This is a genomic window from Nitrosospira sp. Nsp1, assembly GCF_900100985.1.
Classification (GTDB): domain Bacteria; phylum Pseudomonadota; class Gammaproteobacteria; order Burkholderiales; family Nitrosomonadaceae; genus Nitrosospira.
This window is the reverse complement of the sequence record NZ_FMUF01000024.1, coordinates 1-25192: the sequence shown is the minus strand read 5'-3', so window position 1 is coordinate 25192 and position 25192 is coordinate 1. Positions and strand designations below refer to the sequence as shown.

Here is a 25192-nt window from a genome sequence, read left to right as displayed (position 1 = left end):
ATGGCTGAAACAAACGTAGCAAGCGGAAGCTCGGTTGCTGTAAAACATTATAGCGCCGCACTCTTCGCCAACACCCTGAAAGGGGCCTCATCGATCGAAAATCTGTCCGGACCCGTGGAGCCATCCGCCGCTATGGAAAAGATTGCAGGTCAAACCGAGCCCGGAATGCCTATTGTTCGTATCGACAACCTGATGAAAAGCGCAGGCGACATTGTTTCGCTGGATCTGGTCGATACCGTAAGCGGCGAGCCGTTGATGGGCGACGTTAACCGCGAGGGCAAGGGCGATCCCCTGTCGTTCTCTTCGATGGAAATCAAGATCAATCTTTCCAGCAAAGTGATCGATGCCGGTGGCAGCATGTCACAGCAACGCACCAAGCACCAGTTGCGCGAAATTGCCCTGGCGCAATTGTCCGGCTACTTTCCGCGGCTGGATACCCAGGAGTCGCTGGTTCATCTGGCAGGCGCGCGTGGCTCGCAAACCGGAACAGACTGGACGATACCGCTTCAGACCAGCAACAAATTTGCCGACATTATGGTTAACCCGGTGAAAGCACCGACCTATAACCGGCATTTCGTGGTTAATGGGGCAAATTTGGCAGCGGGCGGTCAACAGCTTGGCTCGATCGTCTCCACCGATATGCTGAAACTCTCGCACCTGGATGTATTGCGCAAGCGCCTGGACGACATGGATCAGCCCTTGCAATCGGTGAAGCTGCCAGGTGACCGCGCCGCGCAGACCTCGAAAATGTGGATATTCCTTGCCACACCGAACCAGTACTCGGTACTGCTGACCGAAGGTTCGTTACGCGCATTCCAACAGAACGCAATGAATCGCTCGGCCTATCTGGACACCCGTCATCCACTTTTTGCCGGTGAAGTCGGCATGTGGAACGGCATACTGGTGATCAAGAATGAACGGGCAATTCGCTTCATGCCCGGCGAGAACACCAGTATCGTTACTGCCGGCAATGCGCTGACCGCTACCGAAACCAGCCAGGCCGTCAACGGCGGCCTCACCGCCGGTTACGCCGTGGAGCGCGGGTTGTTGCTCGGTGCTCAGGCACTTGGCGTCGCTTATGGCAAGACCAAGGTCAGCGGCATGCAGTTCGGCTGGAAAGAGCATTGGTACAACTTCGAAAGCAACCTGGAAGTCATGGGCGAAAAAGTATGCGGAAAGAGCAAGGTGCGCTTTTCGGTCGATGATGGCACGGGTACCAAAGTGCCGACAGACTTCGGCGTCATCGCGGTCGATTCCGCGATACCGCTCTAACTCAGGCTCGCGACTGGCGCAAGCGGTGCCATAGACCTGTATCCAATGATTGGAGAAGAACTCCAATTCCTATTTCCGCGGAAACGACGATGCTCTCCAGTGATACCGGCCTTATGAAGGCACCGCTTCAATCATTATTACAAAGGGGTTACGAATGGCTACTTTTAGTGCAGCAGATTTGAGCAGCAAAGCCCGGCATATGGGCGGCTATGGCAACACCGCTGTTGCCTGGGGTTCAGTGGCGCCTGCCGCAGGGGCCGCCGGCGATATCTACCGCCCGGTGATTATTCCGGCAGGCATAGAGGTAACCGATGTGGACATCGTGAACGACAAACTGGACAGCAACGCCGCCCCTGCAATCGCCTTCAAGGCAGGTTATGCGCCGGTCTACCCGGATGACGGCCCTGCTGCGAGCGATGCGTACTTCACGTCTGCCGGCAATACCGCGCTCCGTAATGCCGGGCGCGCTTCACTGGCGTTCCAGCCGGTCAAATTCGAGAAACCGGTATATCTGACGATCACGCTTACCGCGTCGGCGGCGTCGTTTGCTCCAGGCAAGGTAACGGCAATCGTCAAGGGCGATGGAGTAGGAGTGAAGTAGATATCAGGCAGCAGTAGGGAGCAAGGGCGTGATTTTGGGCGGCTACCGTGAGGTGGCCGCCTTTTTTATGGAGCATTACATGCCGCATCTGAAATACATTGCCGCTACAGTTAAGACAGACAGCATCAACGGTGTCGGATTGAACTGGCAGCCGGGGCAGGTTCGTAGTGTCACCGCTGAGGTGGCCGAACGCCTTCTTGTCTTTACCGATACCTGGGAGATTGCCGGTGAAGCGAACGGAAGCAATGAACGCATCGGGCTCACTGAGCAGCCACAAGCGGTGGAAGAGCCGCTACCCGTCATCGACTTCCATGCCATGGATAAAAATGCGCTGATCGAGTATGCCGAACGTCACTATAACGAACGGCTGGGCAAGCGTCAGAGTGAAGAAACGGTGCGACACAAGGTCATCGCCTTATTCTCCAGACATGAAATGGCCGACTGAGGAATGACGGATGACTTTCACCTACCAATCGGTTGTCGATCTGGCGCGCATACCGCTCAATGATGAAGATAAAGCCAGGTATTCAGATGCTACGTTGCTGTCATTAGCCAACCAGGCAGTGCTACAAGTCCTCAAGCGCCGGCCTGACTTGTTCGTGGGGCAGTTCGCCAGCCTGCCGGATGGGGAGAGGATGTTGAGCGATGTCTTTCCAGTATCTGCCGCGTATGTGCAAACTGTTGCGGATTACGTCACGGCCAGAACGGAAATGACTGATGACGAGCACGCCAGTTCCGGTCGGGCGGCGGTGTTCGCCCAACTATTCAGCGCCGAGGCGCAATCATGAAACTGTGGCGTGATTTCTACGATTTGATGATGCCGGACGTGCCCGGTTGCCCATCCGCTGCTGCCGATAGTGCGTTGCGCCAATCCGCTATTGCGTTTTGCGAGCAATCTCTTGCGTGGCAAGGAACGCATCCTGATGTTCCGGTAGTGGCGGGCACGGCGGAATATGCTTTTACCCCACCGGCGGATGCAGTTGTACATACAATTATCCATGCGGCACTGGATGGAGAAGAAATCGCATTGTATCCAGATAAACCGGGTATGGGCAGCATAAACCGGCACGGGCGGAAGGGTATTCCGGCATACATTCTTGCCGGCGCCGCTTCCTTGACGTTTGTGCCGGCACCTAGCGCGCCCGGTACGCTGTCGATGACCGTTGCTTTCAAACCTTCACCGGTCAGCACGGGGATAGTTGATGGGCAATTCAACGAATACCGCGAAGCGATTGTCCACGGCGCACTGGTGCGGTTGATGCTGTCGCCCAAGAAGCCGTACTCAAGCACCCAACTTGCTCAATACCATCAGCAGCAATTCGCGGTAAAGACAGCAGCGGCAGGCCAGCGGGTGGCGAGAGGTTATACGCGCGCGCGGTTGCAAACCAGGATCATGGCCAGGGGCATAGAACAAGCCGTCAAATAATAAGGGAAGTGGTGGATATAAGGGAACCGGTGGATTCTCGTTTTTGGGGAAATGAATCGGATTTCCGATTATGCAAATGACATGAAGACGCCCGGATTTTCTACTTTCAGGGAAAAACATTTAAGGCCCCGATTGAAGGCTGGCTTAAATAATAAGGGTAAAGCATGGGACTCAAGTTCTCGAATTTCGGCAAGGCTATAGTCAGTTCCGCCCCAAGCGGGACAGCAGGGTTGAGCTTCACGGTTGAGCCCGGGAAAGGGATTCTCTTCCCGGTGCTCGGCGTCAGCGATTATTTTTATGGCGTTTTCAAGGACGCCTCGGGCAATCGGGAAATCGTGAAGGTCGAGGCGCGCAGCGCAGATAGCCTTACGATCTCCGTGGGCGGACGTGGGCTCGACGGCACCGCCGCAAGAACCTGGGCGGCCGGTGATTATTTTCTGGCCAGCGTGACCAACGTTGCCCTGCAAGAGTCACTTGCAAACGTAAATCTTATCGCACTGGGCGGGTTGACCGCATCCGCCGACAAGTTGCCGTATTTCACGGGGGCGGGTACGGCGGCACTGGCTGACCTGAGCCCGTTTGCCCGAACATTGCTGGATGATGCAGAGGCGGCGACGGCACGGGCAACATTGGGTATCCCCGCCGCGATTGGCGCGCTTATCCCATCCGGCACGGTCATGCCATTTTTTCAGCCCGTCGCCCCCGTTGGCTGGACGCAAATAACCACACATGACAATAAGGCCATACGGATAGTCAGCGGCCTCGGCGGGAACTCTGGCGGTTCAGTCACATTTACGACCGCCTTCGCGCCGCAAGCAGTTAACGGATCGAACAGTGCCACCACTCTTACTGAGGCGCAGATACCGCCTCACCGACACGCTATTTATATTGGGAATGGTTCTTCCGGGTCACCTCGTCCAGACTATGACCCGCAAGATGGTAATAAGCCAGATACGATGGGATATACAGAATATACCGGAGGCGGAGGCTCTCACAATCACACTTTTACTGGCACAGCCATCAACCTGGCCGTGCAATATATCGACATGATCATAGCGAGTAGAGACTGATGGAAACCAGGGTTTCCGATTGCCCTCTGGGGGCGAAGTGCGAAGAGCTCAAAATCGAAGACGGGAAACCGATCCTGTACCGTTGCCCCTGGTATGTGCAGATTCGCGGCGTTGACACGAATACCGGACAGGAAAGCGACACCTGGGGCTGCGCCATTGCATGGCTTCCCACCCTGACGATCAATGCGGCCAATGAATCGCGCAAAGGTGTGGCGGCCACCGAATCGTTTCGCAACGAAATGGTGAAGCAGGGAGCGCAGACACAGCAGGTGCTGCTGGTAGCGGCGCAATCGGCGAACAGGAAACCGGGCATCAAATCATTGGAGCAAGCAGACATATGCGAGTAACAATTATTCGAGACGACGGAGTCGTCGGAGTTGCCGGAATATTTAAGCCGGTTGATTTGTCGGCGCTACCGCAGGCATACGTGCCGTGCAGTGGAATGGCACAAGCGGGCATATAGAGTATGACGGTGCTGCAAACACGGTCCTGGACAGCATAACGGATTTCAAGCCTTTTATAGAGCGATGGACTACCGCTCAGTCGCAATCATCCATGCCACCTGCTCCGCCTTCAGGCAACCAAACGAAAATGCCGGTGCTGGCACGCATCAATGCAGCCTATCAGGCCGCTGTCGATGTAGTGAGAGCGGATTACCCGGTGGGCGAAGACGCATAACTCACCCGTAACGCAATTGATCAGATTCAGTTGATCAGATTCATCGGATATGACGCGGCTTTGCCGCGTTTTTTTTTGCTCCTCACCTGCATAGAAGCACTTTGACCGCTTCGGATCACCTGGACCACTTTGCCTGTTTGTTCAGATTTATTTTTTTGGAGAATCCACCATGACCATGTTCCAGCGCAAGCGCATCAGAATCATCAAGGAAGAACTGGAAAAGCAGAATGCGGCGGTCGACGCAAGCGCTGACAAACTGCTCGATAAACTGAAGGCATCCAAATGGACGGCAGCCGTACTGTTGGGCGCCGCCCTGCTTGCAGTTGCAATCTTATGGATCCTGTCCTGATCATGGCGGATGACGACAGCGATCACAAGATCGAGCGACGGCGCGGGCCGTCCACCTCTACATTATCCTTTAGCGGGATTATTGCGGTAGCGGGTCTACTCGCGTCGGGCGTCGCGACATACAACGCGGTGCAAAACGATATCGCAAGCTTGAAGCGGGGAGAACTCTATCAGGAAAGAACCAATGAGCGCCTGAGCGAAGAGCTCAAATCGGTACGGATCGAGCAACGGGAAACGATGAAAGAATTCAACGAAAAGCTCGACCGGATCATTGACCAGTGGGCACGCGGGAGGAAGCAATGAGATATCCGCTTGGAGCCCTGTTTCTGGCGTCATGTACCATGCTGGCGCCACTGCCGGCGGAACATCAGGTGATCGAAGAGACCGCGTCCGTCATTCATCCCGAGCCGGAAAACTGGACGGGGGCGCGCAAGCCGAAACCCAGGATATCGTCTTCACCCTCATCCTCATCCGAAATCGCGTCCTGCGCCACCCTGGATGCGGGCGACATGAAAGAGACGATAAAGGCGAAGCTCGACTGCATTACGGAAAATGCGAAATGACATCCGGCGCAATCGGCAAGAGTGTAGTAAAAATCCGAGGGATCGAGAAATGATTAAACCATCCACCGCGCAAGTCCGGTCTGCAATGGCTGTACTGGTGCTTACGGCGTCCACGCTCGTGGGGATCGCCGTGCATGAAGGCTACAAGGATGAGGCATATATTCCCGTGCCCGGCGATGTGCCGACTATCGGATACGGCACGACTGCCGGGGTCAGGATGGGCGACCGGACCACGCCGGTGCGGTCACTGGTGCGGTTGCTTGACGAGATCGAGGGCGTCTATGCCGCCGGTGTAAAACGCTGCGTGACCGTACCGCTGTACCAGTATGAGTACGAGGCGTTCGTCAGGCTGGCTTATAGCATTGGCGTCCCGACCTTCTGCCGGAAAGCCTCGCCAGGAAAATCGCCTAACCTGATCGACTTGATCAACGCGGAAAAATATGCGGAAGCATGCACACGTATAGAGGCGTTCAAGTATGGACCGGGCAGAAAAATATTGCCGGGCCTGGTAAAGAGGCGGGCCGAAGAGCGTGCAATATGCGAAGGAAAAAAATCAGGTCGGCAAAACGCAACATTATCCCAAAATTGAGGTTTTGCCAGAGTGAGCGCTTTCAGAATCACCGGATTTTCCGGACTGGTACCAAGGCTGGCCAAGCAATTACTTGGTGCCAGCCAGGCTCAGGTTGCGACCAACTGTAATTTGACAAGTGGCGATTTACGCCCGCGGAACGGCCCGCTTTTGGTATTTGCACCGGTCATCGCCAACGACATCGTTTCGATGTTTCGTATGGAGAAGGGTGGGAATGAAAAATGGCTGGCGTGGGACAAGGATGTGGATGTTGCCCGTTCTCCTGTCGTCGGCAATACATCGCGACGCTTTTACTATACCGGCGATGGTGAACCGCGCGCATCGGAATATGACATGGCGACTGCGGGCGCTGGTCCTTACCCATCGGGCTGCTATGTGCTGGGCGTGGCGCAACCGCTTAACCCGCCTGTTGTCATGGCCGCCGGTGGCGCGGGACCGACGGTTACCCGTTCCTACGTTTATACCTTTGTCACGCAATGGGGCGAAGAATCCGCGCCGTCGCCGGCATCGCCGGTAACGACCGGAAAGGATGACGGTACCTGGGCGTTGTCAGGCATGGATGCCGCGCCGCCCAATACGGGCGCAATAACCGGCGCAGTGAAGGATATACCGTTTGGGGGACAGGTAGAGATCACGCTGGATACGGTGTATGGGCTCCGGGCGCATGAGAAAATCAGGTTCACATCCGTGGAGGGCATGACGGATCTCAATGGCGAGTTTGCGCTGGTGCATGTGGATCCGGCCACCAGCAAGGTCGTGATATCGCTTTCGACAACACAGGTTTACACCACCGGCGGGGCATGGGTACGGGCGGCGCGGCACAACACGAGCGGCATGACCAGGCGTATTTACCGCACGCTCACCACTTCAGGCGGCACGACATATCACTATGTCGTCACGATACCCGCAATTACCGCCTCGTACGAGGACTCAACCCACGATGAGGAAGTTGCCCTGGGCGAAATGTTGCCTTCCACAAACTGGAGTATGCCGCCTGCGGACATGAAGGGTATTACGATTCTTGCGAACGGGGTTGCCGCCGGTTTCGCCGGTAATGAAATCCTGTTCTCGGAACCATTCAAACCCTATGCCTGGCCCACCGCTTACCGCCAGACCTACGATCAGGACATCGTCGCGATTGCCGTTACCGGCACCACACTGGTCGGTATGACCGAAGGCAACCCATTTACCATCACCGGGGTTGATCCGGTAACGATGGGCGGCGGCATGGAGAAGCTGGGCGTTGCGTGGCCCTGCATGGCGAAGCGCGGCGTGGCGAGCTTTGCATTCGGTATAGGTTATCCCGCTCCGCAAGGCATGGTAATGATTGGAGCGAATAGCGACATCGTTACCAAAGATCTGTTCACGCAAAGAGAATGGGCGGAACTGAACCCTGCCACATTCATCGGGACCTCTGCCGATAACCGCTATTACGCAGGTTATACCGCTAACGATAGTTCGCTCATGTTTGTGATCGACAAGGCCGAGAGCGCATCCTTTATCAAGGTCAATCAGAATATCACCGCAATATGGGCGGACCCGGCCACAGGCAAACTCTATGTGGCGGTGGACAGGAAAATCTACGAATGGGAAGGCGATGCCGGGACCAAACTCACTTACGAGTGGAAAAGCCGGAAATTCATCACTGCGCCTCCCGTCAATTACGGAGCGGCGAAGATAGACGCCGACTTCGATATGCCGGAAATGGAGGCGGCATCCGCGCAGAGCTCCTACGATGCGGCCATCGCAGCAAACCAGGCATTGATTACCAACGGCATGATGAATGACGGATTAGCCGACTCCTGTCTCGCCGAATATGAGATTGGCGGCGATGCCATGCAGGATATTCCGCCGCTGGCCATCGATTCCCTGCAATTTCAGCTATGGGCCGATGGTGCACTGAAATTCACCAGACAGGTGCGTAACAGCCGCGCCTTTCGGCTTCCCGCCGGATACAAATCCGATAACGTGGAGATTGTGCTATCCGGCAATGTGAAGGTTACCGGCGTGGTGCTGGCCGAGACAATGGATGGGTTAAAGCAGGCATAGCAAGTATTTATTTAATATACCTATACACCATTCTCGATTTGGCGCAAGTGTAGTCCTGGGCAGGATGGGTGGAACGCAGCGCAACCCATCAAAACTAAGCAACCGACATATTAAAAGTGACCCGCCCAGTTCGCTCAGTTCATCTGGGCGGTTTTTTTGTTTATGGAAAAAGGAGTATCGAGTGGCAAAATATGTTCATTCCGATGTGCTGGATGGTGGCCTCAATGCAATCAGAAATGGCGCAATCCGCATGCTTTTGCTCAAAACCTACATTCCGGCCGACAGCTACGCAACAGTAACCGGAAACGCGATTTGTGAAGTTACCATGGCCTCTGGCGACTACGCGCTGACCGGCGCCGATGGCGCCGCGCGTGTCTTGAGTGTTTCGGCCAAGAGCGGAGCGGCTTTCGCCAACTCAGGCGCAGCGCCGGATCTGCACATTGCTTTTACCGATAGCGTCAGCAAGGTTTTGCTGGTGACGGATGAAACCAGCGACCAGGTGATTACCAGCGGGAATACCATCAATTTCCCGAGCCTGACTTATACCAGTTCACAGCCTGCCTAAAACCAGTTCACAGCCTGCTGGACGAGGTTTTCCAAAAACTCTTGAGGAACAGATCATGGCAACCTTCACACAAACTCAGGGCGTTCGCAGCCCATCCGTACTCAACTTGGGAACATTGGCGAACGCGACCTATATAACCTCGGCAGCAATTGACCTGGGCTCCGTTATTCCGTTGGACGTTACTTTGGAAATTGAATGCGACCCGAACGGAACCCCTGCCGGCAACAGGCAGCTCATCCTGTTCGCAAAGCTATCGCTGGACAATACCAATTTTGGCAGCGGGCCGGAAAGCGGCACAACATCCACAGAAGAAGCGGACTTGCATTGGATCGGTTCAATGCCCTGCAACGATACCAATATACACAGGAAATTCTTCAGCTTGCAAGGCCTGCCCGTTACACGTTATCTCAAGTTGGTCGTAAAAAACGATACCGGCGTGGCACTCAGTTCCGGTAACGTTTACCGGGCAGACATTACCGGCTTTTCCACCTAGATCGCGTAAACATGTCCGTAATAATCCTCCCCAACCGACTTAACAAGCAGCCACAGTACGCTGCCCCGATCGACTACGCCGGGCTCGGTAAGGGTATACGCATACTGTGGAATCCAGCCGCTGGTCCCGTTGACCTCGCGACAGGCCGGGTATGGTCTACAGGCGGTAATGCGGCAATAGCGAGGGGTCAGAAGGGGCACGTATTCAGGTTCGACGGGGTCGATGATTATTACGGTTATACCGGGTATCCGGAGATTACCGGCAATGTCGGCTCCTTCTTTATCTGGTGTCCCACCGTAGGGGCCGCCGACACCTATGGGCATGCTTTATTCGGTGCATCGTCTCCTGTCGCGTTCGCTCATCAGATCAATCCAGCCATGCAAGTGCATATTGGTTCCAGTCCGCCCAGCACCGGGACGCTGCCATCCTGGTTCAATACCAGAAACCGGAGCCTTGTTCTTGTGTCGGGCGGCACGGCGGCAACGTGCAGGGCTTTTCTCGACGGTAAAGACAGCGGGTTGACCTGGCCTGGCGCGCCCGCTGCGTGGGGACCGGGAAACAAGAATTTTAACCTTGGGCGATATGTCGGCGGAACATCCTGGGATTTTGACGGGACAATACTCATCGCCGGGCATACCGAGAAAATCTGGGGCGACGCTGAATCAAGGGCGTTCCATGATAATCCGTGGCAGCTATTCAAGGTTTCCCCAAAAAAACTGTGGAAAAGCAGCGGTGCGATACATCATTTGACTGCGGAAGCTCCAGTTCAGTCGAATTTCGGCGACATGCGAGCAGTAGCGCAGGATCACGCGCTGGTTGGATCCGCATCGACGCAAAATGGTATGGGCAGCGCCGGGCCGCTAATTCAGGATCAGGCTCTTGTTGTTGCACCCGTCGCCCAGGCCAGCACATCAAGTGCTGGGCCGATTACCCAAAATCAGGTTCTTGCCGTTGTATCGAATGCTCAGGTTAATTCATCCAGTACCGGCGCGGTAACACAGGCACGGATGTTGATCGTGCCAGGGCAAACGCAGGGGCAGGCATGCTCCGCGCCAACGATAACCCAAACGCACATCATCGTTGCCACTGCGCCTACCCAGGAGAACAAAAGCACCACTGGCGTCCTACATATCGACAGCGGCGGGCTCAAAGTGGAATCGGCGGTTCAAGGAAACGCCGCTGTCGCCGCGATCATTACGCAGGCGCATATGCTCATTGTTTCCTTTCCCAGCCAAGGCAGCAAAGCCGGCACAGGCGCCGTCAGCGATGGGGTTGTCGTCGAAGCTGCGCTGAGTATCGGTATGGCGCCAATGCTACGCATCAAGAAGCCGGGCATACCTGCTGGAACGCCGGAATGGCTGAAAACCATGATCGAGCTACTGACCGGGCGGCGGGGAAACAGGATCATGCCGCCGGCGTTTCGCGCGCTCACATTTTCTGCCGTGCCTACCCGAACGGAATGCGAGGCGCTCTATGCCTATACCAATGACGTCCGCAACGCGGTGGAACGCATCATTACCAGACTGGATAGCTGATGAATACAGAACTGATTGCTTTGCTCAAGGCAAACATGGGCTTGCCCTTGCTGCCCGGGTTGGCGGCGGATATTTGCGTTGCAGCCAGCCGAATTGGAACGCTGGTACCGGCAAGCGTCACTGAACAGATCAAGCCTGAAAAACATGAAGATTTCATATTTTCCCTGGAGCGTATCGAGAACATTGGCGAGGAGGTAAAGCCGCTGCACCGGGCGCATTGGGATGAAACAGAGGCGCATCGGCATGGGCTGCCATTCAATCCGGATTACGAAACCTTCATCCGTTATGAACGTGCCGGGCGGTATGTTCTTTTGACCCTGAGACACGGAGGAAGATTATTGGGCAACTGTGCCATGTACCTGGATAAGAGCGCACATACGCAAACCATCATCGCCACGGAAGACACCCTCTATTTGCTGCCTGAAGCGCGCAAGGGGAGGGCTGCCCGGTATTTTGTGGCATACGTGGAAAACGCGATGCGACTCATCGGCGCCAGTGAGATCAATATTACCGTGAAGACGGTCAACAAGGCTGCGCGGTTCTTCCGTCTGCTCGGCTATCGCCATGTGGAAAATGGATTGAATAAAATACTGGAGGTCGAAAATGTGTAGCTCTAAACCGCCGAAACCCGATCCGCTGATCGGCCAGACAGCGAAGCAGAATGCCGACATCGCGCAGCAACAGCTTGATGTGGCGAAACAACAACTCGAGTGGGAAAGGGATAGGGCCAGTGTGCAGGACCCGTTGATTCAAAAGATTGTTGATCAGCAGATTGCAGCAGGCGATGCCAATGCCGCCAGGGCGGAGTCGCAATGGCAGATTTACCGCGATCTGTTTGCGCCTATAGAGGAGCGCATGGTCAAGGATGCCAATGAATTCGATTCGCAAGCACGCAAAGACCGGATGGCGGCAGAGGCGGGCGGCGACGTCGTGCGCGGTTACCAGGCTGCGCGGGACGCCAGCCAGCGCTCAATGGAGCGCATGGGCATCAACCCGAATTCAGGCAGATTTCAGGCATTGGCCCTTGAAACCAGCCTGGGGTTGGCCAAGGATACGGCAGGCGCCATGAACAAGGCGCGCCGGGATACCGAACTGCAGGGTATGGCCATGCGGCAAGGCACGGCGCAATTCGGGCGCAATATGCCCACCACAGGGATAGCGACCGATGCAGCCGCGTTGAACGCCGGTAACTCAGCCGCGGGAAACCTTGCTACCCAGGCGGGGCTGCATAATGCCGGCCTGAATGCGGCACAGAGCTGGTTCGGCGGAGCTACCGGGGCAAACAACTCAGCGGGCAACACAATGCTGAATCAGTACCAGGGCCAGCTTGGCGCATGGCAGCAACAGCAGCAAAACAAGGCAGCCGCGCTGGAAGGATTGGGGAGCCTGGTTGGAACGCTGGGGGGCGCTTATATGATGGGCCCGGGGCTTCGCAAAGGCGGCATCATCAAGAATGGGAGCCCTTATGGCCCGGGATTGCTGAAGCGCAAAGGCTATGCGAAAGGCGGCATGATAAAAGGCCCGGGCACCGCCACGAGCGATTCAATCCTGGCAAGCATTGAAGGGATCAAGCCTATCCGTTTATCCAACGGCGAAGCAGTATTGAACAAGGAAGCCATAGCGCTGATAGGGGAGGATTTTATCCATCGAATCAATAGCGGAAGCCTGGCTATGGTAAAGCGCAACCGCGCTGTCGATAAAAAAAACGGGGAGATCGGGCATGATTAATGGACTGGGTGCATTTGCGGGCGGGCTCGCGAAAGGTTTGGGCGCCGGGCAGGATATCAATTTGCGGCGGCAATACATCAGCGAACAGAAAAAATCCGGTCTGCGCAAAACAGAATTGCATCAGGCGAAACTGAAAGAGGTCGGTTTCGACAGCGAAAAGCGGAACCGACTGCGGAACGCCAACGATGAAATAGTTGCCGGTTGGCAGCATAATCAGCAGGCCCCAACTACTCAGCCGGTGCAATCCGCAGCGCCGGGGCTGAGCGAGATATCGGCACAGATGCCCATGGTTGTCGATACAAGAGCTGCCGGGCTTTCCAGCATCAACAAGCCGTTGGCGCAGCCAACGATGTCATCCGATGAAATGATCGGCATGCGCATGCTGACCAGCAATCTTCCGGAAGACCCGGATGAGCTGACGCGGATGGCAGGCATTTATGAGAAATATGGCCTTCTGGAAGAGATGACGCCATGGATGAACCAGGTCTACGCAGCCAAGAAAAGCCGTATTCCTGATGCGTTGCATTTCTTGTTAAACGGGGATGCGAAAGGCGCCAGGGAAATTTTGGAAAAAGGGAGTGTACGCCTGAGGGATGATCCGGTGCGCATGCGTTCTAATAGTAGCCAAAAAAATGTATGGAAATTTAGATTTGAGGATGGAAGAGAAGAAGATGTCAACCTGAAAGAATTTACTGGGAGGTTTTTTCCCGAGAATTCTCTCAAGATAAGGATAGGAGAATAGAATTAACTGCAACTGACCAAGCACCAGCGCTTAGTGGCAATGTTGCGTGGCAAGTTCGATGATGCGCGGGTTGAACTCTTTGGGCCGCAGGCATATCATCGGACTGCGCTGCGGCCACACCTTGAGGATGTTGGCCGGGCGGTATGCCCTCATGCGCCGCGTTTTAAACGGTGCATGATGCTCGGATTCAACGGATAATCGTAAGCCCGACTGTCTTGAGAAGTTGGCTGGATGGCGCATAATCGACGATGCTTTTGAAGGGATGGCAAATTCGTTGACGCAGGAACTCGGAAAACCCATCGGAGCCGCTATCGTAGAGTTTGTTAAAGCAAAATTTCCTTTTGATGAGCACTCGACTTTTCCGCAAGGCGAGCCTCATTCGTAGTTCGTTTACTGTTGATACCATATTTTATCAACTATAAAACCCAACCGTTCGATCGATCAATTCTCTGGCGGGGCGATTTTGTCTGAAGCCTTACTCTGCCTGATGTTCTGGCCGGGTAGACAGAATCGCGCTATCTGCAACAAGAGTTCCAGCTGCGTGCTGGAACGGACTTATCAGGCAGAACCCTAGTCGCAACGTTTCTTTATTGATCCGTCGTCGGCATGCCTATGCGAAAATCTGGCTCTGCTGTCGTAAGATAGCCCAATTTATTTCAAGCCGCTCAGCGAGCCTTATATTATGTCCGCACTGACGACCCTGCTGAACACCTATCGCAACGCTGCCGTATCCGAGCGCGAAAAAGGCACGTACTTTGAAGAACTGATCGTCTGCTACCTGCGTCACGAGGCTACCTACCGTGACCTGTACAGCGACGTATGGACGTATGCGCAGTGGGCGAAGCTGCAGGGCATCGACAAACGCGATGCCGGCATCGACCTGGTTGCGAAGACGCACGGCACCTATGAGCTGCACGCCATTCAATGCAAATTCTACGCCGAAGACTATCGCGTCCAGAAAAGCGATATCGATAGCTTTTTTACCGCCTCAGGCAAAAGCACGTTCAAGCACCGGGTCATTGTCAGCACAACATCCAACTGGAGCGTGCACGCCGAAGATGCGCTGCAAGACCAGAATCCACCGGTCAGCAAAATCGACCTGTACGATCTGGAAACCAGCCAGATCGATTGGACCAGATACCAGCCAGGCCAAACTCCGATATTCCAGGTCAAAAAGACATTACGCACACACCAGAAGAGTGCCCTAGAGGCCGTGGTCCTAGGTTTAAAAACCGCCGAACGCGGCAAGTTGATTATGGCCTGTGGCACGGGTAAGACTTTTACCAGCCTGAAGATTGCCGAAACGCTTGCGGGTGCAGGTGGCCGTGTTTTGTTTCTGGTGCCCAGCCTGTCACTGCTGTCGCAAACACTGACGGAGTGGACGCAAGAAAGTGACATACCGCTACACAGCTTTGCCGTTTGCTCCGATAGTGATGTGGGCAAGAAGCGCAAGGTAGACGACGACGTCGTGCAAACTTTTACCCACGAGCTACGCTACCCAGCCACCACGGAACCGGCACGGCTAGCCGGTGAGATAGCCAAACGCCAAGATGTCCAGCACATGAGCGTGGTGTTCAGTACTTACCAATCCATTGATGTCATCAGCCAAGCACAAAAGCAGTTCAACCTGGATGATTTCGATTTGATCGTCTGTGATGAGGCGCATCGCACCACCGGCGCTATTTTTGACGGGCAGGAAGAAAGTGCTTTTGTGCGCGTGCATAGCGCTGACTTCATTCGTTCGTCCAAACGCGTGTACATGACCGCCACGCCGCGCATCTATGGCGATATCGCCAAAGCCAGTGCTGAGCAGGACAATGTCGCGCTGTATTCCATGGATAACCAAACCCACTATGGGAAAGAGCTATTTGTCATCACTTTTTCCGAGGCGGTCAAGCGCGGCCTGCTGGTCGATTACAAGGTAATTGTCCTAGCGGTTGAGGAAGCCCACGTCAACCGCCGCCTGCAAAGCCTGCTGGCTGACGGGAACAACCAGTTGAAGGTGGATGATGCCGCAAAGATCATCGGTTGCTGGAAGGCTTTATCTAAACAGGGCTTGGGGGCAGATCTGGCTGAAGACACTTCGCCTATGCAGCGTGCGGTGGCATTTTGCCAGGTGATCGAGGTGAGCAACAAAGGCAGGACTCACAAGGTCAGCTCAAAGAATATTGCAGGCATGTTCCAGGCTGTGGTGGAAGCCTACCAGGAGACGGAAGAGTTCGAGACAGCGGCGACATTAACCTGCGAGGCGGCACACGTGGACGGCAGCATGAATGCCAGCCAGAAGGAAGAAAAGCTCAACTGGCTGAAAGCCGATGCGCTCCGGAATACCTGCCGCATCCTGAGCAATGTGCGCTGCTTGTCGGAAGGTGTGGATGTACCGGCGCTGGATGCGGTGCTGTTCTTGACACCTCGCAACTCCCAGGTGGATGTGGTGCAGTCCGTGGGCCGTGTCATGCGTAACGCACCCGGCAAAAAGCGCGGCTATGTGATTTTGCCGGTGGTAATCCCCGCCGGCATGGAAGCGCATGAAGCGCTGAACGATAACCAGACCTATAAAGTGGTCTGGCAAGTGTTGCAGGCATTGCGCTCACACGATGACCAGTTTGATGCCATGGTCAACAAACTGGACCTGATCGGCAAAGATGTTAAAAAGATGGAAATCATTGCTATCACCGATAAAATTCAAAAGAAGCAGGAGCGCAGCAAAGGCGAGACCAAGGCACGAACGGGTAAAGGCGTTTATGCCTTGGGCGACGCACCCGGAATGGATGCGAGCAAGGCGCAAGCAGACCTGCAATTTGAAATCGGTGAGATCGAGCGCGCCATCTACGCCAAGCTGGTTCAGAAAGTGGGCAACCGCCACCACTGGGAAGACTGGGCTAACGACATTGCCAAGATCGCCCGCACGCATATTGACCGTATCACCGCCATTATCGAAGAGTCCGCCAATACGCGTGAACGGGACGCCTTCAATGCTTTCGCGGCGGAACTGCGCGATGACCTGAACGACAGTATCTCTGACGCCGAAATCATCGAAATGCTGGCCCAGCATTTGATTACGAGGCCCGTGTTCGACGCGCTGTTTGAGAGCTACAGCTTTACCCGACACAACCCCATGTCGCAGGCGATGCAAGGCGTGCTGGATGCTTTGCATGAGCACCATCTGAACAAGGAAGCCGACACGTTGCAACGCTTTTACGAAAGCGTGGCAATGCGTGCTGAAGGAATCGACAACGCGGCAGGCAAGCAAAAGATCGTGGTCGAGCTGTACGACAAGTTCTTCCGTAATGCTTTTCCACGCATGACAGAACGCCTGGGAATTGTGTATACGCCGGTGGAGGTAGTGGACTTCATCATCCACAGCGTGAACGATGTTCTGAAAACTGAGTTCGGGCAGACCTTGGGCAGCGATGGCGTACATATCCTAGACCCCTTTACCGGCACCGGTACTTTCATTACCCGTCTGCTGCAAAGCGGCTTGATGACAACAGAGCAGCTAAAGCACAAATACAAAAGCCAGATCCACGCCAATGAATTGGTATTGCTGGCCTATTACATCGCCGCAATCAACATTGAGGCCGTGTACCACGATATCGTGGGTGGCGACTACGTACCCTTTGAAGGCATTTGCCTGACCGATACCTTCGAAATGTACGAAAAGGAGGATCTGGTCAGCAAACTGCTGGTGGACAACAGCGAGCGGCGCAAGCGCCAGAAGAATCTGGATATTCGCGTGATTATGGGCAATCCGCCGTATTCGGCGGGACAGACGAGCGCGAACGACAATAATGCCAACGTAGCCTATCCGCATTTGGATGAACGTATTGAGAGTACCTATGTGGCATATTCAAAAGCTGCTTTATCTAAAGGGCTGTATGACAGTTATATTCGTGCGATACGATGGGCAAGCGACCGTGTGGGGAACAGTGGTGTAATCGGCTTTGTAACTAATGCTGGATTTGTCGAGGCTAATACCGCTGATGGGTTACGTCAGTGCCTGACCGAGGAATTCAGCAGCATTTATGTATTTCATTTGCGGGGGAATCAACGTACATCTGGTGAGCTGTCACGTAAAGAAGGGGGCAAGATTTTTGGTAGTGGCAGCCGCGCACCGATTGCCATCTCGTTATTGGTCAAGAACCCTAATGCCAGGGAAAGTGGGCTGATTCATTTCTATGATATAGGCGACTATCTGAGCCAGGCTGAAAAGCTGGAGAAAATCAGCGAGTACGCCAGCATCTCGGGTATCACCAGCGCAGGCGGCTGGCAAACCATCGTTCCTGATGAGCATGGTGATTGGCTTAATCAGCGAGATGACAGCTTTGACGAGTTCATAGTGTTGGGCGACAAAAAGGGGAGTGGGCTGAAGTTGTTTAGCAACTTCTCTTTGGGGGTAGCCACAAATCGTGATGCCTGGTGCTATAACGCGGCAAAAAGTGATGTGGAAGCCAACATGACGCGCATGATCGCTTTCTACAATGAAGAGCTTGCGCGCTTTAACGCCGCTCACGTAGGGTTAGATAGAAAAGCTCGTGGTGAACAAATAGATGCGTTCATCGACACGAATAGGACAAAAATTAGTTGGACGCGGGCATTGAAGCAAGAGTTAGCCAAAGACCGAGAGTTTCGTCTAGATGCGGACTGCCTTACTTCGAGCCTATATCGACCTTTTACCAAGCAATGGATGTATTTCAATCGTACCTTCAATGAGATGGTATTGCAGATGCCGCGAATTTTCCCAGATGCTGCGGCAGAAAACTTGGTGATTCAAGTGAACAGCAACTTCGATGGGAACGGCTGTCTTGCGATAATAAGTAATGTTTTGCCCGATCTTCATTGCAACGGCGATAGCCAATGTTTTCCCCTGTATCTTTACGACGAAGAGGCCACCTCAGCCACTGCTTCGCAATCGAAAAACCTATTTGATATGCCTGTCGCCGCGCAAGCGCGACGCCAGCGCCGTGACGCCGTGACCGATGAAGGCCTGGCTCACTTCCTGGCCGCCTACCCCGGTGAGCAGATCAGCAAAGAAGACATTTTCTACTACATCTACGGCCTGCTGCACTCAGAAGAATATCGGGACAAGTACGCCGACAATCTGTCCAAAGAACTTCCCCGTATCCCTTGCGTCAGAACCGCTGTTGATTATTGGGCGTTCACTAAAGCGGGCCGTGCCCTGGCCGATCTGCACCTGAACTACGAAACAGTCGCCATGTATCCCGCCACCGTCACCGGCGGCGGTGCAGACGACGAAGATTACCGTGTCCGGAAGATGAAGTGCGGCGCAAAGAAGGATCTGACCACGTTGCACTACAACAGCAAAATCACCATTACCGGCATTCCGCTGGAAGCCTACGAGTATGTGGTCAATGGTAAACCTGCCTTAGACTGGGTAGTCGAGCGCCAGTGCGTAAGCACACACAAAGACAGCGGCATCGTCAATGACGCCAACGACTGGGCTATCGACACAATGAACAACCCGCGCTATCCCCTGGAATTGTTCTTGCGCGTGATCACCGTCAGCCTTGAAACGATAAAAATTGTAAAGGCACTGCCGAAGCTGGACATTATCGGAAATCAAGCCGTGCCGGGCCTGCTGAAGAAAGCAGGTGAAGCAGCCACATGCTCGACGGATGAGGTAGCTGAAATAATCGCCATTCAGTAACCGTGGCGCATGCCTGAGCCCACGGAAAGCGAGCATCGTAAGCAATTTAACTTAAAGGGTTAATCAGACATCTCTCCAGTACTAAGCTACCAAAAGAGTGAATGGCTTCCTCGCTCGCTGAGAGATAGAAGGCGGCAGAGCGAGCATTTGCGATCCACTGACCATCAACGACTTCGAGACTGATGCCTACGTGAATTTTCTGTTCGATTGCGGTTACGAGTTTGCGTGGCAGTGTCGATACTTGGCCCCCGCGATGCACAAAGGAGTTGCGAAGGTTCTTGAGTTCAGAGAGCTTTAATCGTTGAGACGTGTGTTCGAACAGTGAGACATGGATGTGCTCCTTGGCGTATGCTTCTGCCGAAATAAGGAAATCTGTCCTGGTTTCTGCATAAATGGTGTTGGATGGCCAACAGTGATCTGCCAATGTTCAAGGATTTGGTGAACACCGTATTCGAATGCAGCGTACACCGACACGAGAACCCCGCCCCACACTAGGCGTGGTAGAACAGTCGAGGCGTCGTGCATGATTGCCTCAAGCTCACCTTCGAATTCGCCCATTGCTACCGGATCGGTTTCTGCTTTGATGCGGGCGCGAATCCGCACAGTTTGTTGATCGGTTGCGTGAGGCATGAACTGGTGTACTACGCGGACAAACCGCTTCAACTCCGCGAAGGAGTCGACCGCCCATGGAAAATCAAAGATTAGATCGAAGTCCTCAAATGGGTCTTCAGTGACGCGGTCTGATTTGCTCAATCGCTTTCTGCCTTTCAAGAAATCGAAGGCTCATTACACTTCAATGTTCAGTGGGCACAGTGACGTTGCGTTTATTGTTATTGCAACTTCACTTCCGAGGTGGTCGTAAAGACAGATTTTGTTCATACCACTGATCCTCTCACTCTTGAAGAGGGCCGTACCGGCATGGGCAAGAGAAAATGTTGCGAGACAGGGAAGTGTAGTGCCGATGTGTCTCATAATGACTCCATTGGCTTTGTCGATAGGCAGGCTTGAATCGTTTGATATTCCCAGCTTCTATCTTCGAATTTTACTGTTGAGTAAACAATTGGACTTAAGTACACCAATTTCTGAGTATGGGTATTTCGAAGTATGCCCGATCTACTTGCTTATCTTAATCAGGAGAGTTTGAGCCTTTATGGGTCAACTCACGCAATGGAAAATAACAGACATCATTTGCTCAAATTCGCACTGAATGCTGGCTGGGGCAGTTTCAAATGCAGGTCGTTACATCTAGCTATCGCTCCCAAGCAACGTCGGCAATTAGCGTGTCTTTCTTCTATTAATATTGGCGTCTGCGTCCGCTTGAATGGGGCTAGTCTATCGATATGGAGAAGGCGGTGCTAAAATCTCGCTTTCGAAATCACTCAACGATAGCCAAGTCGCTCGTGTTTGGACCAAAGCTTTCGCGATAAATAAAGTTAAGGCTAAATTTTGTTAGCAAAATTGCTTCGAGGCATTTGGAGTGCGCCAAAGCTTACCCAACAGTCTTATTGGTGTCCTGTATGCGACAGTAAACAAACCACGTTCTCGCCCCTTCCGAAATTCTATCTTAAAAATGCACTCCATTATGGTTTTAAGCATTTAGAAAATGCGGAGATGCTTTCACTTCGAGCCTATGCATGTCCTAAGTGTGGCGCATCTGATCGTGAGCGTTTGTATGCATTATGGATCGATCAACAAATCAAGAAGAATCTCTTCCCTAAGTGCGCACGTGTAATTCACTTTGCGCCTGAAGCCGCCTTGTCAAGAAAGCTCAAGGAGTTGAGTCAATTCGACTATAAAACAGCAGATCTATTACGCAATGATGTCGATTACAAAGTCGATATTATGGATATGCCATTTGATGACAAATATTTTGACGTTTTCTTATGTAGTCATGTCTTGGAGCACGTAGAGAATGATGATCGGGCCATTAAAGAGTTACACAGAATCACCAAACCGGGTGGCTGCGGAATTCTTATTGCTCCTATTATTATGGGTCTAAAAAAGACGTTGGAAGATCCCAGCATTACGGAGGAGGCCGACCGTTGGAAATTTTATGGTCAGAATGATCACGTAAGGCTTTATGCTCACGATGACTACGTAAAAAAAATACGAAGTCACAATTTTCTTATCGAAGAGCTCGGTGAGAACTATTTCGGGGAAGAAGTTTTCGGTTTGCTAGGACTAACGCGAACAAGTATTCTTTACATAGTCAACAAGCAAATCTGATTGTATGAAAAATATAGCTGCACTATCGCAAAAAAATGAAACCACCATCAACACCGCGTGGTTTTGCCATCAATAAGTAATTCCGATTTAACCCAGTGGGTCTTGCCACAGACGGGGTTATCCAGCTTGAAGAGGTACAAAATCTTTATCAAATTGAGGGCGCAAGCGCAAAGAAGTAACCCCATGAATAGTATCCATCAAAATGTAATCAAATACAGACCGGGCTTACTTAATCGGGTGGCCGAACCTGACAACATTTCATGCACTTGCAGGTGATAGGCTTCTCATGCGATACCTTTAGTCCGATTTAATAGAGACAGCTCTACAAACGAACCTTGCCATGAATGAAAAAAATAACGTTTTCGTCACTCAACCCTTATTACCTCCACTAGAAGAGTTTATTCCTTATCTCCAAAAAATTTGGGATAACAAAATTCTCACCAATTGTGGACCGTTTCACCAGCAACTTGAAAGCGCACTATGTGAATACCTTGGGTTGGAACATATTGCACTGTTTACCAATGGAACGATTGCTTTGGTAACAGCCCTGCAAGCATTACGCATTACGGGTGAGGTTATCACCACACCATATTCTTTTGTAGCTACGGCACACTCGTTATTGTGGAATGGGATTAAACCTGTTTTTGTTGATATCGATCCGAGAACGTTTAATCTTGATCCGGCTAAGATTGAAGCAGCTATAACGCCGCAAACCACTGCGATAGTGCCGGTCCATTGTTATGGGCATCCATGTGATGTTGAAGCAATTCAAAAAATTGCAAATAACTATAATCTTAAGATAATTTACGATGCAGCTCATGCTTTTGGGGTAAAAGATACACGTGGCAGTATTCTTCGCCATGGTGACTTATCAGTCCTTAGTTTCCACGCAACTAAAGTCTTTAATACGTTCGAAGGTGGTGCGATTGTTTGTCCAAATGCACAAATAAAACATCATATTGATAACCTCAAAAATTTTGGTATCGTGGATGAGGTAACTGTTGTGGCTCCAGGCATTAACGGCAAAATGAGCGAAATTAATGCCGCTTTCGGATTATTGCAGCTTCAGCACATGGATCGTGCCTGGGCTCGCCGTAAGGAAATTGATACCCTCTATCGCGAACAACTAGCCGGTTTACGCGGTATTCAATGCCTTCCTGACACAGGCGAAATAATGCCCAATTACTCTTATTTTCCGATACTTGTGCAATCGGAATACCCTATTGCTCGGGATGATCTATACCAAAAACTTAAAGATGAGGGGATCTACTCTCGTCGCTATTTTTACCCATTGATTTCAGATTTTCCGATGTATAGAGGCTTGGCTTCGGCACAGCGCAGCAATCTGCCAGTTGCTTCTGATGTGACTACCAAAGTACTGTGTTTACCAATATATCCAGCTCTGAGCCATCAAGAGCAGCTTTGCATTATCAAATCAATTCGAGAATTTTAATCTCTGCGGGTTTGATTTCCCGCTCCTTGGGGCGAAAGTTGGCTGAAAGCCAGCGAATTGTAAGAGCGCAGTTAATACCCTGCTGCTTGCGGCAGGGTGCTTTATATGACATTTCTTACATACTTTCGACGGATATATTTGAAAATCATTAGATTACGTTAACGCTTTTAAGCAGTAATGATTCTGAAGAGGAACGCTTAATGGGAACGCTATCTCCCGAGTCTATCGAGAAAATCGGTTTTGCCTCCGTTGGAAAAAATTTATGCATTTCTGACCGCGCCTCTTTTTATAACCCTTCTAGAATTTCATTCGGAAACAATGTTCGTATCGACGATTTCTGTGTATTATCCGCTGGCATTGGAGGCATCAATATAGGCAGCTATATTCACATCGGGGTTTTTTCTTCTTTAATCGGTGCAGGAAAAATTACATTACGTGACTTTTGCAATATTTCCTCTCGGGTCTCCGTGTACTCCAGCAATGACGATTACTCTGGTTTCGCGATGACGAGTCCAGTATTACCAAGTCGCTACACTAGCGTTACGCACGCAGATGTCTTTATGAATAAGCACGTGATCATTGGAAGCGGGAGCGTTATTTTGCCCGGTGTAACGCTTGGCGAAGGTGCGGCAATAGGTGCGCTTAGTCTAGTAAAGAGCGATTGCAATGCTTTTCGTATCTATGGGGGTAATCCTCTTCGTGAAATAAAGATGCGCAAACGGAACCTGCTCGACTTGGAGAAAGCTTTTTACTTGGAGCAAGGAGATACGGGGAGAAGGTAGATGCTATTATTATTGCTATTAATATAGTCTATCTCTGATAGGTTAGAGCTAGGAAATTGTCTCACAAACGTTTATCGTGAGTTCTGCTTCACAGACTTGAAACCAAAACTTTTTCTTCATTTAAAGCAAGCTCACCATTTCGTAGCATGGGAGCGCGAACATTTCAGACAATATTTTGATCTGGTTGATTCTCCGTCTCAAGATGCAATCGTTCTTTCGTTTGGCCCTGACGTAATACACAGTGGCGCTCGGTTGCCAGCGAGTAAAAGATTCGCATATATACTTCCAGGCTTTGGTAGTAATCCTGTTTATAACTTGGAATTAAGAAATGAAATTCGAGGTATTCTAATTGAATATTACGATTCATTTTTTATTAACCCTGGGCCCCTCGAGATTGCTTATGGTGATCTCAAGAATATTTGCATATGCCCCTTCAGCTTAAATACTTCTTTAGTTGGGTTCTCTAAATATAGAAAGGAAATTGAATCTCTCTTACATATATCTCATGATTCACCTCAAAAAGACTGGCAGCGCAGCCAATCCATAATGAAAAAAACGGGGTTGCGGAATGAAGTATTCCCATCCCGAGAAGCAATTAGTAATCAGCTAGGCTTTAAGTGGAAAAAGCGTATTAACCATTTGGTAAAGAAACTTACAACCAAGAATTTTTTTAACATGCCGCCTGGACCAGGTTACGTAATGCATGAGGAGGTCATTAAAAAGTACCACATGTATGACGCATTTATCCATGTGGCGAGAGATATTAAAGATCCTATTTATATTGATGGCAAATACACTGCATCCTTACTTGAAGCCGGACTGACTGGCGCTATCCTCTTCTGGCATGATACTTTTCAAACTGGCAAGAATCTCGAAACGGTGTTTGATCTGCCATTAGACATAGAAGAAGCTGCAAGAATCATTCTTGAGGTTCGTGAGAGCATCAACGTGGAAAAACACAGTCAAAAAACGCAAGAGGAGATACTAGATGTATGTCGGCCTGAACATTCAGTAAGTATCAGGTGTCAGCACATACTGGGACTTTGATGTAGGGGGTCATACATGATCTGAAGGTTGAGTGACCTCTCAGGTACGATTCGTAATAATTCAGCTATTCATTAAATTCATAGCAATAAACGTAACTGAGAAACCAACACATCTTTGTCGGTAAACAAAACTCATAGAAATAGCCACGCTTATAACAATTTTTTCCACCCCAACACGCTTGCAAATCGATTAATGCCCGCTTTTATTCTACGTTTTTTTTCTTTGAATTCTTCTATGATCCTTGGCCGTAATACATCAATCTTGACCTGCTCCCAGTAATTAGCTACACGGTGCAGTAGAATCCGGGGTTGTAAATTGATGGTGGGCTGCAAATTCGGCTGGGGTGATGTTGCCCAA

26 protein-coding genes are annotated in these 25192 nt (G+C 51.8%); 24 read left to right on the top strand and 2 right to left on the bottom strand.

Annotated elements, in window-relative coordinates; genetic code table 11:
• The 20 genes from BLP78_RS12860 to BLP78_RS12765 all read left to right on the top strand — a co-directional run bounded on the left by BLP78_RS12860 (position 1) and on the right by BLP78_RS12765 (position 19327).
• Entirely contained in the window at positions 1–1272 is a 1272-nt protein-coding gene (locus BLP78_RS12860; RefSeq protein ID WP_090459788.1) for a phage capsid family protein, read from the top strand.
• A 154-nt stretch (positions 1273–1426) separates the two neighbouring features.
• A complete protein-coding gene (locus BLP78_RS12855) occupies positions 1427–1873 on the top strand; it encodes a hypothetical protein (protein ID WP_090459786.1) in 447 nt (148 codons plus the stop codon).
• A 79-nt stretch (positions 1874–1952) separates the two neighbouring features.
• Complete coding sequence (locus tag BLP78_RS12850) at positions 1953–2318, top strand: hypothetical protein (protein ID WP_090459840.1); 366 nt, start codon at positions 1953–1955, stop codon at positions 2316–2318.
• Between the two features lie 10 nt (positions 2319–2328).
• Complete coding sequence (locus tag BLP78_RS12845) at positions 2329–2661, top strand: DUF6682 family protein (protein ID WP_090459784.1); 333 nt, start codon at positions 2329–2331, stop codon at positions 2659–2661.
• Positions 2658–3299 (top strand): phage adaptor protein, encoded by a 642-nt coding sequence (locus tag BLP78_RS12840; protein ID WP_090459783.1) that lies wholly within the window; start codon positions 2658–2660, stop codon positions 3297–3299. Before BLP78_RS12845 ends, BLP78_RS12840 begins: the two co-directional genes overlap by 4 nt.
• Before the next feature lie 164 nt (positions 3300–3463).
• Positions 3464–4369 carry a hypothetical protein gene (locus tag BLP78_RS12835; RefSeq protein ID WP_090459781.1) on the top strand — a complete coding sequence of 302 codons (906 nt, stop codon included), beginning with the start codon at positions 3464–3466 and terminating at the stop codon, positions 4367–4369.
• Positions 4369–4716, top strand: coding sequence for a hypothetical protein (locus BLP78_RS12830; RefSeq protein WP_176752865.1), 348 nt, complete (start codon positions 4369–4371; stop codon positions 4714–4716). The genes BLP78_RS12835 and BLP78_RS12830 overlap by 1 nt, the downstream gene beginning before the upstream one ends.
• 85 nt (positions 4717–4801) lie before the next feature.
• On the top strand, positions 4802–5047 hold the full coding sequence (locus BLP78_RS12825; protein WP_090459779.1) for a hypothetical protein: 246 nt from the start codon (positions 4802–4804) through the stop codon (positions 5045–5047).
• Positions 5048–5216: 169 nt separating this feature from the next.
• The gene (locus BLP78_RS12820) at positions 5217–5396 is read left to right on the top strand and encodes a hypothetical protein (RefSeq protein WP_090459777.1); all 180 of its coding nucleotides are present in this window, start codon (positions 5217–5219) and stop codon (positions 5394–5396) included.
• The gene (locus BLP78_RS12815; protein ID WP_256330272.1) at positions 5381–5698 is read left to right on the top strand and encodes a hypothetical protein; all 318 of its coding nucleotides are present in this window, start codon (positions 5381–5383) and stop codon (positions 5696–5698) included. The genes BLP78_RS12820 and BLP78_RS12815 overlap by 16 nt, the downstream gene beginning before the upstream one ends.
• On the top strand, positions 5695–5958 hold the full coding sequence (locus BLP78_RS12810) for a hypothetical protein (protein WP_090459775.1): 264 nt from the start codon (positions 5695–5697) through the stop codon (positions 5956–5958). The genes BLP78_RS12815 and BLP78_RS12810 overlap by 4 nt, the downstream gene beginning before the upstream one ends.
• Positions 5959–6007: 49 nt before the next feature.
• Positions 6008–6547, top strand: coding sequence for a glycoside hydrolase family protein (locus tag BLP78_RS12805; RefSeq protein WP_090459772.1), 540 nt, complete (start codon positions 6008–6010; stop codon positions 6545–6547).
• A 12-nt stretch (positions 6548–6559) separates the two neighbouring features.
• Entirely contained in the window at positions 6560–8596 is a 2037-nt protein-coding gene (locus BLP78_RS12800; protein ID WP_090459770.1) for a hypothetical protein, read from the top strand.
• 181 nt (positions 8597–8777) lie between these two features.
• Positions 8778–9161, top strand: a complete 384-nt coding sequence (locus BLP78_RS12795; protein WP_090459768.1) for a hypothetical protein — start codon at positions 8778–8780, stop codon at positions 9159–9161.
• Between the two features lie 55 nt (positions 9162–9216).
• Entirely contained in the window at positions 9217–9654 is a 438-nt protein-coding gene (locus BLP78_RS12790) for a hypothetical protein (protein ID WP_090459766.1), read from the top strand.
• An 11-nt stretch (positions 9655–9665) separates the two neighbouring features.
• Entirely contained in the window at positions 9666–11189 is a 1524-nt protein-coding gene (locus BLP78_RS12785) for a hypothetical protein (RefSeq protein WP_090459764.1), read from the top strand.
• Positions 11189–11800 carry a GNAT family N-acetyltransferase gene (locus tag BLP78_RS12780; protein ID WP_090459761.1) on the top strand — a complete coding sequence of 204 codons (612 nt, stop codon included), beginning with the start codon at positions 11189–11191 and terminating at the stop codon, positions 11798–11800. The genes BLP78_RS12785 and BLP78_RS12780 overlap by 1 nt, the downstream gene beginning before the upstream one ends.
• A complete protein-coding gene (locus BLP78_RS12775; RefSeq protein ID WP_090459759.1) occupies positions 11793–12917 on the top strand; it encodes a hypothetical protein in 1125 nt (374 codons plus the stop codon). The genes BLP78_RS12780 and BLP78_RS12775 overlap by 8 nt, the downstream gene beginning before the upstream one ends.
• A complete protein-coding gene (locus BLP78_RS12770; RefSeq protein ID WP_090459757.1) occupies positions 12910–13659 on the top strand; it encodes a hypothetical protein in 750 nt (249 codons plus the stop codon). The genes BLP78_RS12775 and BLP78_RS12770 overlap by 8 nt, the downstream gene beginning before the upstream one ends.
• A gap of 682 nt (positions 13660–14341) precedes the next feature.
• Positions 14342–19327, top strand: coding sequence for a DEAD/DEAH box helicase (locus tag BLP78_RS12765; RefSeq protein ID WP_090459755.1), 4986 nt, complete (start codon positions 14342–14344; stop codon positions 19325–19327).
• Positions 19328–19621: 294 nt separating this feature from the next.
• Here BLP78_RS12765 and BLP78_RS12760 read toward each other — a convergent pair whose 3' ends face one another.
• Positions 19622–20080, bottom strand: a complete 459-nt coding sequence (locus BLP78_RS12760) for a hypothetical protein (protein WP_090459754.1) — start codon at positions 20078–20080, stop codon at positions 19622–19624.
• Between the two features lie 693 nt (positions 20081–20773).
• Here BLP78_RS12760 and BLP78_RS12755 point away from each other — a divergent pair.
• From BLP78_RS12755 to BLP78_RS12740, 4 genes are all read left to right on the top strand, one after another.
• Positions 20774–21553, top strand: coding sequence for a class I SAM-dependent methyltransferase (locus BLP78_RS12755; protein WP_090459752.1), 780 nt, complete (start codon positions 20774–20776; stop codon positions 21551–21553).
• Positions 21554–21893: 340 nt separating this feature from the next.
• Positions 21894–23006, top strand: coding sequence for a DegT/DnrJ/EryC1/StrS family aminotransferase (locus BLP78_RS12750; protein WP_090459751.1), 1113 nt, complete (start codon positions 21894–21896; stop codon positions 23004–23006).
• A gap of 200 nt (positions 23007–23206) precedes the next feature.
• Complete coding sequence (locus BLP78_RS12745; protein WP_090459749.1) at positions 23207–23788, top strand: acyltransferase; 582 nt, start codon at positions 23207–23209, stop codon at positions 23786–23788.
• A 96-nt stretch (positions 23789–23884) separates the two neighbouring features.
• Positions 23885–24835 (top strand): hypothetical protein, encoded by a 951-nt coding sequence (locus BLP78_RS12740; RefSeq protein WP_090459746.1) that lies wholly within the window; start codon positions 23885–23887, stop codon positions 24833–24835.
• 149 nt (positions 24836–24984) lie between these two features.
• On the opposite strand, the gene BLP78_RS15815 is transcribed toward BLP78_RS12740, so the two are convergent.
• On the bottom strand, positions 24985–25192 hold a 208-nt coding region (locus tag BLP78_RS15815), incomplete at its 5' end, for a hypothetical protein (RefSeq protein ID WP_218118980.1).

Coding starts and splice junctions, on each gene's coding strand:
- BLP78_RS12840 (WP_090459783.1), top strand. CDS start 2,658: ATGAAACTGTGGCGTGATTTCTACGATTTGATGATGCCGGACGTGCCC.
- BLP78_RS12745 (WP_090459749.1), top strand. CDS start 23,207: ATGGGAACGCTATCTCCCGAGTCTATCGAGAAAATCGGTTTTGCCTCC.
- BLP78_RS12790 (WP_090459766.1), top strand. CDS start 9,217: ATGGCAACCTTCACACAAACTCAGGGCGTTCGCAGCCCATCCGTACTC.
- BLP78_RS12850 (WP_090459840.1), top strand. CDS start 1,953: ATGCCGCATCTGAAATACATTGCCGCTACAGTTAAGACAGACAGCATC.
- BLP78_RS12780 (WP_090459761.1), top strand. CDS start 11,189: ATGAATACAGAACTGATTGCTTTGCTCAAGGCAAACATGGGCTTGCCC.
- BLP78_RS12770 (WP_090459757.1), top strand. CDS start 12,910: ATGATTAATGGACTGGGTGCATTTGCGGGCGGGCTCGCGAAAGGTTTG.
- BLP78_RS12815 (WP_256330272.1), top strand. CDS start 5,381: ATGGATCCTGTCCTGATCATGGCGGATGACGACAGCGATCACAAGATC.
- BLP78_RS12860 (WP_090459788.1), top strand. CDS start 1: ATGGCTGAAACAAACGTAGCAAGCGGAAGCTCGGTTGCTGTAAAACAT.
- BLP78_RS12820 (WP_090459777.1), top strand. CDS start 5,217: ATGACCATGTTCCAGCGCAAGCGCATCAGAATCATCAAGGAAGAACTG.
- BLP78_RS12775 (WP_090459759.1), top strand. CDS start 11,793: ATGTGTAGCTCTAAACCGCCGAAACCCGATCCGCTGATCGGCCAGACA.
- BLP78_RS12805 (WP_090459772.1), top strand. CDS start 6,008: ATGATTAAACCATCCACCGCGCAAGTCCGGTCTGCAATGGCTGTACTG.
- BLP78_RS12855 (WP_090459786.1), top strand. CDS start 1,427: ATGGCTACTTTTAGTGCAGCAGATTTGAGCAGCAAAGCCCGGCATATG.
- BLP78_RS12810 (WP_090459775.1), top strand. CDS start 5,695: ATGAGATATCCGCTTGGAGCCCTGTTTCTGGCGTCATGTACCATGCTG.
- BLP78_RS12830 (WP_176752865.1), top strand. CDS start 4,369: ATGGAAACCAGGGTTTCCGATTGCCCTCTGGGGGCGAAGTGCGAAGAG.
- BLP78_RS12835 (WP_090459781.1), top strand. CDS start 3,464: ATGGGACTCAAGTTCTCGAATTTCGGCAAGGCTATAGTCAGTTCCGCC.
- BLP78_RS12785 (WP_090459764.1), top strand. CDS start 9,666: ATGTCCGTAATAATCCTCCCCAACCGACTTAACAAGCAGCCACAGTAC.
- BLP78_RS12750 (WP_090459751.1), top strand. CDS start 21,894: ATGAATGAAAAAAATAACGTTTTCGTCACTCAACCCTTATTACCTCCA.
- BLP78_RS12845 (WP_090459784.1), top strand. CDS start 2,329: ATGACTTTCACCTACCAATCGGTTGTCGATCTGGCGCGCATACCGCTC.
- BLP78_RS12765 (WP_090459755.1), top strand. CDS start 14,342: ATGTCCGCACTGACGACCCTGCTGAACACCTATCGCAACGCTGCCGTA.